The following is a 15,705-nucleotide window of genomic DNA, read 5'->3' as shown; positions in this document are numbered from 1 at the left end:
TTGTATAAATAAAGACAAAATATATGGACGTTGCTAAGAAGTTTAAGCAAAACCTAACGATATAGAAACCTTTAATACAAATAGGTGACCAAAGGTACAAAATGTTCGTAAAAACTTTAAAACAAATCTCAAAACCTATGCTAGGTAGGATGCTACTCCGTAAGGGATTAATATCAAAAACAGAATTGCAAGAAGCTTTAGTAGATCAAAATAAGAGTGGTAAAAAACTAGGTGAAGTTTTAGTAGAAAAGAAAATAATTTCCCCAGATAAAGTTACCCAAGCCCTAACAGAACAAAACGTTCGCTTGGGAGAGATTCTAATTGCCGAAGAATTAATAACCCAAGAACAACTAAATCAAGTATTAGCAGAACAATATCTAAAAAATAAAAAGCTAGGGGAATTACTGTTAGAGAAGAAAATAGTAACCTTAGAACAATTAGAGATGACGCTGAGAAAACAATACTGGCAAAAAAATGGATTTTGGCTAATTTCTTAAGGAGATTGAGCTTAAGTTACTTCACCACTAGCTTAGAAGCGCTAAAGTTAAGAAGTATTAAGGTGTCGTAACAATCTGCAAAATTTTATGCAACTCGCTTCCCCTGCGTCTAACTTAACGCCCCAAGAGCCATCAGCTAGTAAGACGATTATTCTAGACATTACAGGGATGAAGTGTGGCGGTTGTGTCAAAACTGTAGAAAAACAATTAGCAAAGCATCCCGGTGCGATCGCAACTTGTGTAAACCTAGTTACAGAGGTTGCTGTCGTAGAGTGTCAACCCTCGGTCGAGCCGCAGGAATTAGCAGCACGTTTGACAGAAGCGGGGTTTCCCACTAAGCCACGCGAAGCAATTGCGGGAGAAACACCAACAATAGAAGATTTTGGCGAACGACAGCAACGGGAATCTCGCGCCGCTTTAAAGCAATTACTTTTAGCCTTACTGCTATTAATTTTTTCCAGCTTAGGACATCTGCCCGAAAGTATATTAACGCTACCGATATTAAAAAATATTTGGTTGCATTGGGGACTTGCAACTATAACTTTACTTATCCCCGGAAGACCGATTATTGTCGAAGGTTGGCGTGGCTGGCGACGAAATGCGCCAAACATGAATACTTTGGTAGCATTGGGAACTGTAACGGCATATATCACCAGTGTAGTAGCTTTACTATTTCCGCCTTTGGGCTGGGAATGCTTTTTTGATGAGCCAGTTATGCTACTAGGCTTTATTTTGCTAGGTAGAACTTTAGAACAACAAGCCAAAGGTCAAGCCGCCGTTGCTTTTAGGCAATTATTGGCACTGCAACCACAATTAGCACGATTAATTGCACCGCAAGCAGTAGGGATAGAAAATAATTTTCAATCTACTTCTAGTGTCGAAATTCCTGCAGATCAAGTGCGAGTAGGAGAATGGATACAAGTCCTACCAGGAGAAAAAATTCCTGTAGATGGCAACGTAGTAGCGGGGCAGACAACCATAGATGAATCAATGCTAACGGGAGAGGCGTTTCCAGTAATTAAGCAGTTAGGAGATACCGTCACCGCCGGAACATTGAACAAGTCAAGCTCTTTTGCCCTCCAAGCAACTCGTACCGGAGCAGACACCACCTTAGCGCAAATAGTCGCACTGGTAGAAGCTGCCCAAACTCGCAAAGCGCCAGTGCAAAAATTAGCTGATACTGTAGCCGGGTATTTTACTTATGGCGTATTAGCAGCATCCATATTAACTTTTTTATTTTGGTACTTTGTTGGTACGCATATTTGGACAGAGGTATTGCTACCTGGGCAAATGAGCAGTCACGATATGACACTCCACGCTCAACACCTCGCAAAGGCGCAATTGCTCCAGCCTTCACCACTGCTGTTGAGTTTAAAACTAGCTATAGCGGTGATGGTAGTAGCTTGTCCTTGTGCTATGGGACTTGCAACACCGACAGCGATTTTGGTTGGTACGGGAGTGGGAGCGCAAAAGGGACTATTGATTAAAGGCGGAGATGTTTTAGAAAAAGTCCACAAGTTAGATACAGTGGTTTTTGATAAAACTGGTACTCTAACTAGCGGTCATCCTATTGTTACCGATGTTGTAGTGATGGACGGTAATAATTTAGTAGTGTCGGAGGGCGAACTATTGAAACTAGCGGCGGTGGTAGAAAGCGGTACTTGTCACCCGTTAGCCACCGCAATTGTCCAAGCAGCCAAAGAGCAAAATTTATCTATTTGCGCCGCCAAAGATTACTACACCGAGCCAGGTTTAGGAGTATCGGCAGTAGTTAAGGGCAAGCAGATTTTACTAGGTAATTATCAATGGTTAAGTCAAAATAACGTTAATATTAGCCAGCAAATGCGATCGCAAAGTGTAGCTTTAGCAGCTAAGGGCAAAACTGTCGTATTTGTAGCGTCTAATAGTCAGGTATTAGGATTAATTGCTGTCAGCGATACCCTAAGAGCAGAGGCGAAAAGCACAATAAAACAATTACGCTCAATGGGTTTGAAAGTCATGCTGTTGAGCGGAGACACCCTAGAAGCTGCCGAGATAGTAGGCGCACAATTAGAACTAGAAAAAGCTGATATTATGGCGCTAGTTCGTCCCGCCGGAAAAGCCCAAGCAATCCAACAACTTCAAGCGCAAAATCATTATGTAGCCATGGTAGGAGACGGCATTAATGATGCACCAGCTTTATCTCAAGCAGATGTTGGTATTGCCCTTAAAGCAGGTACAGAAGTAGCCATGGAAGCCGCTCAAATTGTTTTAATGCGAGACTCTTTATCTGATGTTGTCGCTGCTATTACCCTTAGTCGGGCGACTTTTTTGAAAATTCGCCAAAATCTATTTTGGGCTTTTGCCTACAATACTTTAGGTATTCCGGTTGCGGCGGGGTTATTATTACCTAGCTTTGGTTTTGTGCTTAATCCTGCCGCCGCCGGGGCATTGATGGCTTTTAGCTCTGTTAGCGTAGTTACAAATTCCTTAATGTTGCGTCGGTTTAAATAGCGCATTTTTGCGACTCAGAGCAGTTTTTGAGGAATAATTAGGTATTAGGCGATCGCTTTTGCTATTTATTTGTGTCTTTTTAGGTTAAAAGCTTGAGAAATTTATAAACTTTCGCCCTAAATATCCCTCTCTCTTGCTTTGAGAGAGGGATTTAGAATCAATACCTAGTGTGTTTAACAGGTCTACTGAACGTTGTCAGGTAATGCACCAGGGCGTACTGCTAGATCGAGCGTTTGCCCGTTGCGCCGTAAGTCTAAGCGCAAGCTACCACCTACTGAAGCCTCTTCTACGGCTTTTTGAATGCTCTCCGCATCAGTTACGGATTGACCGTTTAGCTGTTGAATTACGTCTCCAGCTTTTAATCCAGAAGTAGCGGCGGGTGAATTAGGTAAAACGCGCACGACTAACACCCCTCGATCTTCGGTAATATTTAAACCGCTACTAGGATCGCTGTTAAAATTTTGTTTGACTTCGGGTGTAAGTGCTACCATCTCAATTCCCAAGTAAGGATGATCGACCTTCCCCTGAGCAATTAATTGATTGGCAATTCTTCCGGCTGTATTGATGGGAATTGCAAAACCCAAGCCTTGCGTACCTTGAATAATCGCTGTATTCATTCCCACAACTTCACCGCGCTGATTTAATAGCGGGCCTCCAGAGTTACCAGGATTAATCGCCGCATCAGTTTGAATAAATGCCACCCGTTTATCAGGAACTCCTACAGCACTGCTAGAACGACCTGTAGCACTAATAATTCCAGTGGTGACGGTGTTATCAAGTCCCAAAGGATTGCCAATAGCGATCGCCCATTCTCCAGGCTTTAAACCTTCAGAATTGCCTAGTTTAGCCGTAGGTAAATTCTCGGCTTGAATCTTGATTACCGCTACATCCGTTACTTGATCAGTGCCTAACACCTTACCCGTAAAGCGCCGACCATCTTTTAAAATAACGTTTACATTGGTCGCGCCATCAACTACGTGGGCGTTAGTCAAAATTTGTCCATCTTTGCTAATAATAAAGCCCGATCCAGTTCCTCTTTCAACTCTACTTCCCGATCGCGGTAAGTCATTGCCAAAAAAGCGGCGCAAACGCGGGTCGTTTGGCAAGTTGCGCGTCACTGTGCGCGAAGAATTGATGCGAACAACCGCCGGGCCTACTTGCTCTACTACTGAAGTTACAAAGTTAGTGTTGGTCGCACTGGGTAATTGAGCAATCGCATTATTACTAATTGCTGGCGCAGCGATAGCTGGAGCGGTTTGGGTTTTATCAGCTAAATAATTACCAGAAAATGTTGCTCCCGCACCTAGGAGGATCAGGGATAGATAAGTAGCGCTTTTGCGCCAAGAAGCTGTTTTTTGATTATTCATTTTGGGAGATGTATTAAGTAGTATATTTTGAGGCTGACGACCAGATTCGGGTCTTTTTACGGGCATTTTTAAAATTTAGCTAACTCTTTAGTTGCTTACTCTTATCAATCTATAACCCTTGTGTGAAGTTGCTATGACACTGCTGTTACGCTCCAGTGAATTTTTTTAATTGCTTTCTCTAGCAAAATCTTAGCTAAAGCGATCGCGTCACCTATAACAACCCTCTATCAGCTACCCTCAGATATATTTCCTAAATTCTCTCTATTTTTAAGCGCTGCAAAGAGATAATTTTTAGAATGAGCCACTGCTAACTGTAACTTTTCCTCAACTTTATTGTAATCAATATCCACTATATGCTCGAAATTTGGGGTTTTTAGCTGCGTTGCACAAATTCGATCTTCTAAATTGTAATCTTTTAATAAATCGCCGATCTTATTTGATTTATTCTCATTAAGAACTACAGTAAATTGCTTTTTAAAAATAATTGAAAATATTGTTCCATGGTAGGTATTTGTAACAATGTAAGTAGAAAATTTAAAATAACCCAGCCATTTTTTAGGATCAGCTTCTACAATGTTTACATTGGCTATTTTATTTACTTGCCCAACAGAAACTATTACTAAGTTTTTATTTTTTGCTATCGATTTTATAAAATCTTCCTCTAAATTTGTAAAATATTTTTGGTTGTAAAGTAAAAGATATTTTTCTTTGAGCTTTGGCAATACAGTGATCGCATCGTAATTAATTAAAAATGTAGGATCTACAACCTTTACGGCTGGAAGCTTACATTCTTTTTGTACTATCTTTACACTATTGGCATCTCGAACCAAAATTGTATCAAAGCTTTTGAGTAGGTTTATTATTGATTCTTGATGATTTTTTAAAGTATCTGTATCGCCAAAGCTGGCAGCATAACTTATTTTTTGGCGAGCGGTTTTTTTATAAACAAAATCTAAAAAAAACTCAGATCCAAAGCCTTCAATGGGATCAATTCGCCATATTTGATCGCTACCGCAGATTACTACGTCGTAGTGCTGACAATGTTTTTTTAAACTGGCCTTTGTGTAATACTTTTTTTGGCTCAATCGTAAATTGTCTAATACAAACCTTCTCATATTTAAGCATTTTCTTAAATTTACAAAAAGTTGAGTATTTATTTGAAGTTTTTTATTAATTGGCTGAACTGGTCTAATAAAGAATACTCTCAGCATTGCTAGGGGTTGGTAGTTGATAATTTCTACATCTTTCCATCCTTGAAGTTTAATTGCTGTTAGTAACGCATAGGCTTGTAAAGTTGCGCCGTAATTTGTTGTACAGTGATAAGTTAAAATTCCAATTTTCATTACATTAGTACATTAATTGTTAAATAAGAATTTAGCATTGGCTTTATAAAGCAAAAGTTTTTATTTATACAGTTATTTAACTAACTATAGCAATCCTATTTGATTCATAAACATTATCTCGTAGGGGCGCAATGTATTGCCCTACAAAGTTCACAATTGATTTAAGATTGCTATATCCAGTAAAAATGTTTATTTTGAGTGATTTCTAGAAGTAAATGGAAACTCCATCGATGATTAAAAAGAAGAGACGTTTTAGTTAAGCATTTTACTAAAACGTCTAGATAAAAATGCGATCGCAATACCTCAGAATTTGTAACTTAGTAATTGAATTGCCATGTCATTTTCAGGCAAACTGCCAGAATTAATTGCTACAGTATCGCTATTGGCGCGACGTACAGGAGTACCATTCATTAATTCCAAAAACTGTTCTACCGCCACCAGGTCGCAACTACTGCTATCCGCCGCTTGGGTGCTGTAATGAGTTGGAATCACTAATTTGGGATTAAGGGCTTGAATTGCTGCTTGGGCTTCCGTCGGGTTGTAGGCTTTTACACCACCGCCAACGGGGACTAACAGTATATCAGGACGACCCATGAGAATTTTTTGCTCAATGGAAATCGGAGCCGCCGCGCCACCTAGATGCAAGATATTTATTCCCGCTTGTTTCCAGCGCCAAGCTACATTGTTGCCGAATCTTCTCCCATTAACGCGATCGTGTATAGTATTAATTCCTTGAACTTGAATGTCATTATATCGATAAACCCCAGGCTCGTAAATTAGCTGCGGCTTACCTGGCAAACCTTCAACCGCTCCCTCATCCAATAGCTGACTGCTAATTAGCACTAAACCCGATTCCACTTTAGGAGCGCGGTATTTTGCCGTGCAACCAAGAGTCCGAAAGGGATTAACCAAAATTCGCGTTTTGCCACTACTAAACAAAAAACAAGTATGACCTAGCCATTGAATCGATAAAGATTCCCCGGTTTGTGCCACACCCTGGGACTGTAAACTTGTCAATAGGGTTATTGCTAACCCCGCCCCCGCGTAGCCTAGTATCTGTCGCCTTTTCATCAATTTCTCCTCACCCTATAGACGACGGTAGTTGTGCCAAAAAATTTCGCAATAATTGCTTACCTAAAGTAGTCAGTACGCTTTCGGGGTGAAACTGTACGCCTTCAATATAAGGGTAGTTGCGATGTCTAACTCCCATAATTGTGCCATCTTCAACCCAAGCCGTAACTTCTAACACTTCCGGGCAAGTTTGCGGCTCAATTACTAAACTATGATACCGAGTTGCGGTCATGGGATTATCTAAACCGCGAAAAACTCCTACACCAGTATGAGTTATTTGTGAGGTTTTGCCGTGCATTAATTCAGGAGCCAAGACTATCTGACCCCCAAAAACTTGCCCGATGCTTTGATGTCCCAAGCACACCCCCAAAATTGGTACAGTTTGCCCAAGCTGACGAATTATCTCTAGAGAAATTCCCGCATCTTCTGGGCGGCCGGGTCCTGGAGAAATAACTATTCCTTCCGGCTGCAATTGGCGGATTTGCTCCAGAGAAATTTGGTCGTTACGGTAAACTTGGATATCACGAGCAACAGGAAACTTCGCTCCTAGTTCTCCTAAATACTGCACCAAGTTATAAGTAAAGCTATCGTAATTATCAATAACTATAATCAAAAATCAATTTTCTCCTAATTTTAGGTTGGGTTTAAGTCAAGAGCGGGCAAAATCAGCTTTTTTATCCCCAGTGACTTCGCATTAGCACAATTAAAGGAGGCATAATCAAAACGCCTGCCACTAAAACAGCTACCAGTGCTGAAACTAAAACCGCCGCCGCCGCACAGTCTTTAGCTATTTTTGCTAAGTCGTGGTAAGACTGCTTAACGGTCAAATCAACCACAGATTCTATAGCTGTATTTAGTAACTCCATCACTAGCACTAAACCGCTAGTAAGTCCAATTACTGCCATTTCCAGAAGTTGCAATCGTAAAAAAATTGCTAACCCCATTGCTAAAACGCCTACCCCTACATGAATGCGAAAATTACGCTGAGTTTGAAAAGCATAAGTTATTCCGCACCAAGCGTATTTAAAGCTAACAAACAAATTTGCGGCGACAAGCCAGGATAACTCGCGCACTGGAGCAACCTTCTCTGGTCGGCTAGGCGTTGATGTCGGAGGGTTTGGAGGCATAGACAGGAGACGACAACCGAAAAAGTAGTTGTTAGTTGAATTGCTATAGCAGTCACGAGCAAATTACGCCTGTAGCAGGTGAAAATTAAGGTTTTTATGCCGATGGGGAATTGTATTGGTCATTAATGGTCAACCCGATGAGTTGCAATAAAACAGCTTGCTGATCTAGCATCTGTAATAGGCTAGTTTCATCAGGATGATCCCAACCTAAAAGATGAAGTAGACCGTGAGTTGCCAGCCATGCCAATTCTGTTTGCAATGAATGACCTTGCTCAGTAGCTTGGCGACTAGCAGTATCTACTGAGATAACAATATCACCAAGATATAACGGCTGATGCGATCGCATTTCTTCAGTCATGGGAAAATCCACTTCTAAAGCGGCAAAAGCCAATACATCGGTAGGTTTATCTTGATGGCGGTATTGCTGGTTAAGAACTCTAATTTCGGCATCGTTAGTTAAGCGCAAACTAAGTTCGTAAATATTTGCCAGAGGTAATTGAGTTTCTAAGTGGGTAATCCAGCACTCAAACCACAATTCCCAAGGAATCGCAGTCTCTGTAAGGTTTTCAGGGCGAGTGTCTTGTACGCTTACTTCTACCTTGCACATTATTTTCTCCATTTTATTAGCGCGTTAGGTAGGCAAGCCCTACCAATACTACTAATAAAGCGATCGCTGTCAAAGCAAAATGTTGTACAGAAGTTCCCCCTTTTTGTACCATATTGCGCATGGCAAGCTTAACATAACTTGGTTTTGCTGCTGTTGGTTCTGGCTTTTGGGTGGTTTGTGAGTTCATATTGGCTTTATATTTATGACGGATTACTCAATCAATTTAACAGAAGCGCTCCGGCGGAGCGTCTATTTTTTAGCTATCGACTAAGTGATTTTCCTGCCGCAAATAAGCTTGAATAAATAAATCTATCTCCCCATTCATGACATCAGTCACTGCCGTTGTTTCTACATTAGTACGTAAATCTTTGACCATCTGGTACGGATGAAATACGTAATTGCGGATTTGGTTTCCCCAAGCTGCTTCTACTATATCGCCGCGAATTTCGGCAATTTCTTGGGCGCGTTGCTCCTCCGCGATAATTAATAGCTTGGCTTTCAAAATAGCTAGAGCTTTTTCTTTATTTTGCAGTTGACTTCTTTCCTGGGTACAACGCACGGCAACCCCTGTCGGGATGTGAACAATTCTTACGGCGGTTTCTACTTTATTGACATTTTGCCCACCTTTACCACCAGCGCGGGTTGTTGTAATTTCCAAATCTTTTTCGGGAATATCTAAATGTACGCTGTTGTCAATCAAAGGCATGATTTCCACCCCCGCAAAACTTGTTTGCCGCTTATCATTGGCGTTAAAAGGTGAAATTCGCACTAAACGATGAGTACCTTTTTCCGATCGCAAATAACCGTAAGCATAGCGTCCAGCAATCTCTATAGTGGCAGATTTTAGCCCCGCTTCGTCTCCTTGGGAAATTTCCTCTAATGTCACTTTGTAGCCCTGTTCTTCTGCCCACCGGGTATACATTCGGAGCAGCATTTCCGCCCAATCTTGAGCATCTGTACCGCCGGCGCCAGCATTAATAGTCAAAACTGCGCCTTTTTCGTCATAAGTCCCTGATAGGAGTTGTTGCAATTCCCACCCGTCGAGTTCCTTGTGCAGGTGGCGGACATTGGTTTGAGCTTCGGTGAGTAATCCCTCATCATTTTCAAGCTCTAATAGCTCTACAACTGCCTTGGTATCCTCTAAACTAGCCTGCCATTGGTGGTATTGGCTGTAATGATCTTTGAGGCTGCCAAGCTCTTGCAACGTCTTTTGCGCCGCTTCTTGGTTTTCCCAAAATTCCGGCTGTGAAGCTACTTGTTCTAAGTCTTGAATTTTGGCGTTTAAGGCTGGGATGTCAAAGATAGTCCTGAGTTTTACCCAGGCGGTTAGACAATAAGGCAACTTCGCGCTTGATTTCTAAAATGTCCATAGCGATCGCGCTTTTATGTACATATACGTGCATCCTCTATTTTAGCTATAGCTTAGTACGGAGATTGTATTTACTCAAATTTCCCTGCCAAAACTTTCCCTTATCCAACTTTACGCCTAACTTGCTTGTGGACAACCGCTAAAAAATAATCTTTTTCCTTACCTGCTCTAGTCTTCTCCCTTTACATTGGGACACTTCTTTTCTCTATTAAACTTAACCGTTTATTCAATTACTCAGAGAATATACGTAGAAATAAGCGGTTAGCCTGTCATTCCTTTAATAATTTCAGTAAAACAACGATGGTTTGATCCGCTTATTCTACGGACAATAATCTCAGCGATTTGAGGAAAGTTTAAGTAACCAGTCCTCAATTATTACTTAGGTAAAGAGATTATTATTTAAAGTAGGATTTATATGGCGGCAACTCAAGTTTGTATCAAGTCCGACAGCCTAGAATTATTAGTTGCATATTATCAAAATCCCTCTATTGAACTTCGCAATAGATTAGTAAATCTGCATACAGGATTAGTCCGTAAAATTGCTCATCAATTTAGCCATCAATGCACCGAGCCTTACGAAGACCTAGAACAAATTGGATATTTCGGTTTGATTCGGGCAATCGAGCGATTTAATCCCAAACAAGGCTATGCGTTTAGTTCTTTTGCTGTACCTTATATTCGCGGTGAAATTATGCACTTTTTACGCGATCGCTCTGGGCTTGTAAAAATACCTCGTCGTTGGCAAGAAGTTTATAATCAAGGACAAAAAGTTCGTAGAGAATTAACAATAACTTTAGGTCGTTGTCCTACAGATATTGAACTTGCTCGTCAGCTTAATATATCTGTTCAAGAGTGGTACGACAGCAATTTAGCTGCTCAAAATCGCATGGCTTTGAGTTTAGATAGCACAATGGTACAAAATTTTGATTGTCCGATAACTTTGGGGGATATTTTACCCGATTTTCAAGCTACTAATCTGCAACAACAAGCTGAAGATCGCGAACAACTACAAGGGGCAATGAGTCAGTTAGAAGAAAATACTAGAACCGCCGTTGAATTTGTATTTCTTAAAGAACTATCGCGCAAAGAAGCTGCAAAAAAAATTGGTATTAGCCCAATGACTGTAACTAGATACTTGCAAAGAGGAAAAGAGCAATTAGTATCTTTGCTGCAACCTCAAATGGTGCGCAAAGGCGCTTAACAAGGGTTTTAAATCTCCAATAAACAAACAGATATAAAAATATTATTATGAAAAACTTAGTGAACACTTTAGAATTAAATGTTTCAAAATTAATGACAATAGATAAAATGCATATTACTAACTTTACTCATAGATGGGTAGAGCAAAAAAAGTTAGCTAGTGTAGACAAAAGTGGCAAGCATGAAAGTATTAAAAAAAATAATACAAATTCATTGTTACTAACAATGCTTGACTTAGTATTTGAAGAAGTTTCCGAGTTTCCCTTAAATAACTCGCAATTTTTTAGTGATGGATTAGAAATATTATTGAAACAGTGGGATAGTAAATACGATTTAGAAAGAAGTGAAATATATAAAAAAATATCTTTGCAAAGCAAGCAAGATTTGTTAAGTTACATCGCCTTTAAAACTTTTAATACTGGCGACTATTTTTTTACTCAGCAAGTTGTAGAAGACTATATTAGCGACTACATCACTAATTTACCTAATGCCACAACTAATTGCCAAGAAGTAAAACTTAACAGCACAGCAGTATTAAAATCTATTGAGGCACAGCATGGCGTAGTTGTACAGCAGTCAAAAGGTATCTACTCCTTCTCCGATTTGGCACTGCACGAGTATTTTGCAGCTAGAGAAATCGTCAATAGTGCTACGCCCCAACTATTAGAACAATCTTTGCAAAATTTAGTCGAGCGTTTGACTGAAAATCGCTGGAGAGAAGTATTTTTATTGTTAGCTGGGATGTTACGTAATGCCGACTATTTGCTCAACTTAATCAAATACCGAGCTAATGCGATAATTGCCAAAGACGAAATTTTATTGCATTTTCTCAATTGGAATAAGCAAAAATCTGAAGAAATTAAAATACCATTAAAATCCTCAGCTTTTCGGGCTTTATCTTTAGAATTTATCCTTAACCTTGACTTTGACTTTGCTTTAACATTGGATAATGATTTTGCTGGCGAAGTAGGCTCAAATACTGCTCATTTACACAGCTATACTCAACAGCTAAAAAATTGTCGATTTAGCAAACATCAAAAGCAAGTATTGAAGCAATATTATTATGCCAATAAGCTATTGGTAGATTGTCTCCATCATGCGCGTTACGTTAGTCGGGAAGTCCGCGAAGAAATAAGCGAAAACATATTAATTCCTTTCTAACGCGATCGCAAATCTGCCATAGCGCCTTTAGTTACCGATGCGATCGCGCTATCTGTTGCTTTTGGTAAATGATAATACTTCCCGCCAGATGTTGTCGCTAGTTCCTTCGCAAACCCTGTAGAAATAAACTTATTTTCCGTATCAATTACCAATAACTGCATTCCTAAAGCCCGAATTCTTGCCGCAATATTAAGCAATTCTCCTTTAATATCGGGCTTTTCACCTTCAGCTAAAGGTTCGCCCAAACTGCGCGACAAAGAAATATTCCCGCGTCCATCGGTAATTGCCACAATTACAACTTGCCCAATATCGCCGCTCATTTGGGCATTAGTGCCGACTCTTACCGCCTGAGTTAAGCCGTGTGCTAAGGGAGATCCACCACCGCAAGGCATTCGTTCTAGGCGTTTTTTGGCGGCGGAAATAGAACGAGTTGGAGGTAGTAAAACTTCTGCTTGTTCGCCGCGAAAGGGAATTAATGATATTTGATCGCGGTTTTCGTAAGCTTCGGTTAACAGGCGTAAAACCGCACCTTTAGCCGACTGCATCCGATTTAATGCCATAGATCCAGACGCATCGACAACAAAGACAATTAACGCTCCAGCTTTACGGACTAAACGTTTGACACGTACATCTGATTGTTCGACAATTACCCGCTTATCTGGTTGACGTTCTCGACGGGCTTTTTGATAAGGTGCGGCGGCTCTAAGAGTTGCATCTACAGCAATGCGGCGCACTGTACCTTTAGGCAACATTGGTTTAATATAACGTCCGCGATCGTCGGAAAAAATTACACTTCGAGCGCCAGATTTTCCTCGCCTTTGCGCCATTTGAGCAAAATACAACACGCTGGGATCTAAAATTACGCCTTCCGCGTCAAAAACAAATTCTTCAGGAATACTCGTTTCTTCTTCCTCTTTTTGGGGTTCTTCCGGTTCTTCTTGCTCCTCTTGCTCTTGCTGGGATTCTTCTTGATTCTGGGGAGGTGGTGGCGGTGGCGGTGGCGCGTCCTCTGGGGGCGTTTGAATGGTTGTAGCTCTAGGAACGATCGCGAGTTCCACTCCTCGGCGCAAATCTTCGGCGTTTACTTTATTGCGTCCATCAATCGCCGCCGCCGCTTTAGCTACTTTAGCGGCAAATAGTTCGGCTCTATGTCCTTGCACTCCCGCGCGGATAGCTTCATCAACTAAATAAATAATTTGCTCTTGGCTAATCGTGACATCTTTAAGCCATTCTCGCGCCAAAATAATTTGAGTTTTGAGGTTGTCTAAATCTTCGTCGTACTGTTGCAGAAACTCTTGAGGAGACGCAGAGTATTGAATAACTTGGTCTACCGCTTGGACTCTTTGATCTAAACCTAAAACTGCATCGGCGCTCAAAGTAATCGCAATGCGATCGAGTAAATGCTCCCTTAAAGTACCTTCTTCGGGGTTGTAGGTAGCCACAAATAAAGGTTTGCAGGGATGCTCAAAACTAATCCCTTCTCGCTCAATAAAGTTGCGCCCTTCGCTTAAAACCGTCAATAGTTGATTGCTAATTTGGTCATCTAATAAATTAATCTCGTCTACATACAAAACTCCCCGGTTGGCTTGAGCAAGTATACCTGGCTGAAAAACTGATTCTCCAGTTTTTACCGATTGTTCTACGTCTACCGAGCCAAGCAAACGATCTTCAGTAATACCCAGGGGAATTTGAATAAAGGGAGCGGGAATTATTTGGGTATCAACATTATCAATTCCTGTTTCTTCGTTAAATATGCTCCCCTTAACTACTTCAATCGGTGGTAACAGAGCATGAAGCGCACGCGCCATAACTGATTTAGCTGTACCGCGCCTACCAGCAATAGCAATTCCCCCCAATCCTGGATCGACAGCTACTAGCAATAAAGCTAATTTTATGGCTTCTTGACCCACTACCGCCGTTAAGGGAAAAGTAGGAATGGAGAGTACAGACATGGTTTTTATGGTTAGTTGCTTCCGATCAGCATATCAAATTTAACTACCCCACTAAAGAGACAGCTAAAATATAAATAACTAAGCATTTTTTACTTTTATGTCTCTACCAATAGTCGCAATTATCGGTCGTCCCAATGTGGGCAAATCTACAATAGTAAATCGTCTGGCAGGGACGGGGGCGGCTATTGTGTACGATGAACCAGGAATTACCCGCGATCGCACTTATGTTAATGCCTACTGGGGCGATCGTGATTTTGTTGTAGTCGATACGGGCGGGTTAGTATTTGACGACGATACCGAATTTTTACCCCAAATCCGCGAACAAGCTGCCCTAGCTCTCAAAGAAGCTAGTGCCGCCCTGTTCATCGTAGACGGTCAAGCGGGAATTTGCGCCGCCGATGAAGAAATTGCCCAATGGTTGCGCCAACAAAGCGTCCCAGTGGTTCTAGCTGTCAATAAATGCGAATCTGCCGAACTAGGCTTATCCCAAGCCTCGCAATTTTGGGAACTGGGATTGGGCGAACCTTTCCCCATGTCTGGGATTCATGGCAATGGTACAGGAGAATTATTAGACGCTGTAGTTGCTCATTTACCGCTTGCTGAGGATCTTCCCGACGTAGATGAAGTAAAAATTGCGATCGTTGGACGACCAAATGTGGGCAAGTCTAGCTTACTAAACGCTTTTGTCGGGGAAAATAGAGCGATCGTTAGTCCAATTTCTGGTACTACCCGCGATGCGATCGATACTGTAATTGAACGCGATGGCAAAACTTACCGTTTAATCGACACCGCCGGAATTCGTCGCAAGAAAAACGTTGAATACGGTGCAGAATTTTTTGGCATCAACCGCGCGTTTAAAGCTATTCGCCGCGCCGATGTAGTTTTATTGGTACTTGATGCGGAAGATGGAGTTACGGAGCAAGATCAAAAATTAGTGGCGCGAATTGAAGAAGAAGGGCGCTCTTGTGTCGTCGTAATAAATAAATGGGATGCTGTCGAAAAAGATTCCTATACTATTTACGACCACGAAAAAACTCTTAAAGAGCGACTATATTTTATAGAATGGGCAGAAATGATTTTTGTCAGCGCCAAAACTGGGCAAAGAGTCGAAAAAATCCTCGAATTAGCCGATGTCGCCGCCGCCGCTCACAAACGCCGCGTCACTACTTCGGTAATTAACGAAGTGCTAGAAGAAGCTGTACGCTGGCATTCACCACCTACTAGCCGCCAAGGTCGTCAAGGTAAAATTTATTACGGTACGCAAGTAAGTACACAGCCTCCGGCGATCGCCCTATTTGTAAATGAAGCCTCCCGCTTTCCTGAAAACTACAAGCGTTATATTGAAAGGCAGTTTCGCCAGCAGCTAGGCTTTGTTGGTACACCCATCCGCTTATTTTGGCGCAGCAAAAAAGTCCGTGAGGTTGAAAATACTGGCAGTCCAACTAATCGTGCTACTCGCGTTAAAAGTCATTAGCAATAAGTCCTTGGGGAAATTTTGATAAGTTTTCCCCTGAAGTC

14 protein-coding genes are annotated in these 15,705 nt (G+C 41.3%); 5 read left to right on the top strand and 9 right to left on the bottom strand.

Features of this window, described 5'->3' with window-relative positions; all coding sequences use genetic code 11:
* Positions 1–101 precede the first annotated feature (101 nt).
* The gene (locus SYN7509_RS27630; RefSeq protein ID WP_009631879.1) at positions 102–497 is read left to right on the top strand and encodes a hypothetical protein; all 396 of its coding nucleotides are present in this window, start codon (positions 102–104) and stop codon (positions 495–497) included.
* A gap of 87 nt (positions 498–584) precedes the next feature.
* Positions 585–2,990 carry a heavy metal translocating P-type ATPase gene (locus SYN7509_RS0211945; RefSeq protein WP_009631878.1) on the top strand — a complete coding sequence of 802 codons (2,406 nt, stop codon included), beginning with the start codon at positions 585–587 and terminating at the stop codon, positions 2,988–2,990.
* Between the two features lie 182 nt (positions 2,991–3,172).
* Here the strand turns inward: SYN7509_RS0211945 and SYN7509_RS0211940 are convergent, their stop codons facing one another.
* From SYN7509_RS0211940 to prfB, 8 genes are all read right to left on the bottom strand, one after another.
* Positions 3,173–4,357, bottom strand: a complete 1,185-nt coding sequence (locus SYN7509_RS0211940) for an HhoA/HhoB/HtrA family serine endopeptidase (RefSeq protein WP_202807315.1) — start codon at positions 4,355–4,357, stop codon at positions 3,173–3,175.
* A gap of 227 nt (positions 4,358–4,584) precedes the next feature.
* Positions 4,585–5,700: a polysaccharide pyruvyl transferase family protein gene (locus tag SYN7509_RS0211935; RefSeq protein ID WP_009631876.1), complete on the bottom strand. Its 1,116-nt coding sequence runs from the start codon at positions 5,698–5,700 to the stop codon at positions 4,585–4,587.
* 303 nt (positions 5,701–6,003) lie between these two features.
* On the bottom strand, positions 6,004–6,771 hold the full coding sequence (locus SYN7509_RS0211930) for an MBL fold metallo-hydrolase (protein ID WP_009631875.1): 768 nt from the start codon (positions 6,769–6,771) through the stop codon (positions 6,004–6,006).
* Positions 6,772–6,781: 10 nt separating this feature from the next.
* Positions 6,782–7,384, bottom strand: coding sequence for an anthranilate synthase component II (locus SYN7509_RS0211925; protein ID WP_009631874.1), 603 nt, complete (start codon positions 7,382–7,384; stop codon positions 6,782–6,784).
* Between the two features lie 61 nt (positions 7,385–7,445).
* The gene (locus SYN7509_RS0211920; RefSeq protein WP_009631873.1) at positions 7,446–7,898 is read right to left on the bottom strand and encodes a diacylglycerol kinase family protein; all 453 of its coding nucleotides are present in this window, start codon (positions 7,896–7,898) and stop codon (positions 7,446–7,448) included.
* A gap of 94 nt (positions 7,899–7,992) precedes the next feature.
* Positions 7,993–8,505 carry an rRNA maturation RNase YbeY gene (ybeY, locus tag SYN7509_RS0211915; protein ID WP_009631872.1) on the bottom strand — a complete coding sequence of 171 codons (513 nt, stop codon included), beginning with the start codon at positions 8,503–8,505 and terminating at the stop codon, positions 7,993–7,995.
* 16 nt (positions 8,506–8,521) lie between these two features.
* On the bottom strand, positions 8,522–8,692 hold the full coding sequence (locus SYN7509_RS28520; RefSeq protein ID WP_009631871.1) for a DUF3285 domain-containing protein: 171 nt from the start codon (positions 8,690–8,692) through the stop codon (positions 8,522–8,524).
* Between the two features lie 69 nt (positions 8,693–8,761).
* Positions 8,762–9,875, bottom strand: a protein-coding gene (gene prfB, locus SYN7509_RS0211905) for a peptide chain release factor 2 (protein WP_148298096.1) whose coding sequence is annotated in 2 segments (ribosomal slippage) — positions 8,762–9,802 and positions 9,804–9,875 — 1,113 coding nt in all. Because the reading frame shifts where the segments join, the coding sequence is not laid out codon by codon here.
* Between the two features lie 414 nt (positions 9,876–10,289).
* Here prfB and SYN7509_RS0211900 point away from each other — a divergent pair.
* The gene (locus SYN7509_RS0211900; RefSeq protein WP_009631869.1) at positions 10,290–11,075 is read left to right on the top strand and encodes an RNA polymerase sigma factor SigF; all 786 of its coding nucleotides are present in this window, start codon (positions 10,290–10,292) and stop codon (positions 11,073–11,075) included.
* 47 nt (positions 11,076–11,122) lie between these two features.
* Positions 11,123–12,235, top strand: coding sequence for an NACHT domain-containing protein (locus tag SYN7509_RS25805; protein ID WP_009631868.1), 1,113 nt, complete (start codon positions 11,123–11,125; stop codon positions 12,233–12,235).
* On the opposite strand, the gene bchD is transcribed toward SYN7509_RS25805, so the two are convergent.
* Positions 12,232–14,187 carry a magnesium chelatase ATPase subunit D gene (bchD, locus tag SYN7509_RS0211890; RefSeq protein WP_009631867.1) on the bottom strand — a complete coding sequence of 652 codons (1,956 nt, stop codon included), beginning with the start codon at positions 14,185–14,187 and terminating at the stop codon, positions 12,232–12,234. The two genes, SYN7509_RS25805 and bchD, sit on opposite strands and share 4 nt — an antisense overlap.
* A 97-nt stretch (positions 14,188–14,284) precedes the next feature.
* Between bchD and der the strand changes: the two genes are divergently transcribed.
* Positions 14,285–15,661: a ribosome biogenesis GTPase Der gene (gene der / locus SYN7509_RS0211885; RefSeq protein WP_009631866.1), complete on the top strand. Its 1,377-nt coding sequence runs from the start codon at positions 14,285–14,287 to the stop codon at positions 15,659–15,661.
* Positions 15,662–15,705 lie beyond the last annotated feature (44 nt).

The organism is Synechocystis sp. PCC 7509 (genome assembly GCF_000332075.2).
In the GTDB taxonomy this organism is placed as follows: domain Bacteria; phylum Cyanobacteriota; class Cyanobacteriia; order Cyanobacteriales; family Chroococcidiopsidaceae; genus Aliterella.
This window is presented reverse-complemented; position numbering and strand designations above follow the sequence as displayed.

Bases quoted from the DNA above. Each gene is read 5' to 3' on its own strand.
- bchD (WP_009631867.1), bottom strand. From the start codon at position 14,187: ATGTCTGTACTCTCCATTCCTACTTTTCCCTTAACGGCGGTAGTGGGT.
- SYN7509_RS0211930 (WP_009631875.1), bottom strand. From the start codon at position 6,771: ATGAAAAGGCGACAGATACTAGGCTACGCGGGGGCGGGGTTAGCAATA.
- SYN7509_RS0211900 (WP_009631869.1), top strand. From the start codon at position 10,290: ATGGCGGCAACTCAAGTTTGTATCAAGTCCGACAGCCTAGAATTATTA.
- SYN7509_RS27630 (WP_009631879.1), top strand. From the start codon at position 102: ATGTTCGTAAAAACTTTAAAACAAATCTCAAAACCTATGCTAGGTAGG.
- der (WP_009631866.1), top strand. From the start codon at position 14,285: ATGTCTCTACCAATAGTCGCAATTATCGGTCGTCCCAATGTGGGCAAA.
- SYN7509_RS0211920 (WP_009631873.1), bottom strand. From the start codon at position 7,898: ATGCCTCCAAACCCTCCGACATCAACGCCTAGCCGACCAGAGAAGGTT.
- SYN7509_RS28520 (WP_009631871.1), bottom strand. From the start codon at position 8,692: ATGAACTCACAAACCACCCAAAAGCCAGAACCAACAGCAGCAAAACCA.
- SYN7509_RS0211940 (WP_202807315.1), bottom strand. From the start codon at position 4,357: ATGAATAATCAAAAAACAGCTTCTTGGCGCAAAAGCGCTACTTATCTA.
- SYN7509_RS25805 (WP_009631868.1), top strand. From the start codon at position 11,123: ATGAAAAACTTAGTGAACACTTTAGAATTAAATGTTTCAAAATTAATG.
- SYN7509_RS0211935 (WP_009631876.1), bottom strand. From the start codon at position 5,700: ATGAAAATTGGAATTTTAACTTATCACTGTACAACAAATTACGGCGCA.
- SYN7509_RS0211945 (WP_009631878.1), top strand. From the start codon at position 585: ATGCAACTCGCTTCCCCTGCGTCTAACTTAACGCCCCAAGAGCCATCA.
- ybeY (WP_009631872.1), bottom strand. From the start codon at position 8,505: ATGTGCAAGGTAGAAGTAAGCGTACAAGACACTCGCCCTGAAAACCTT.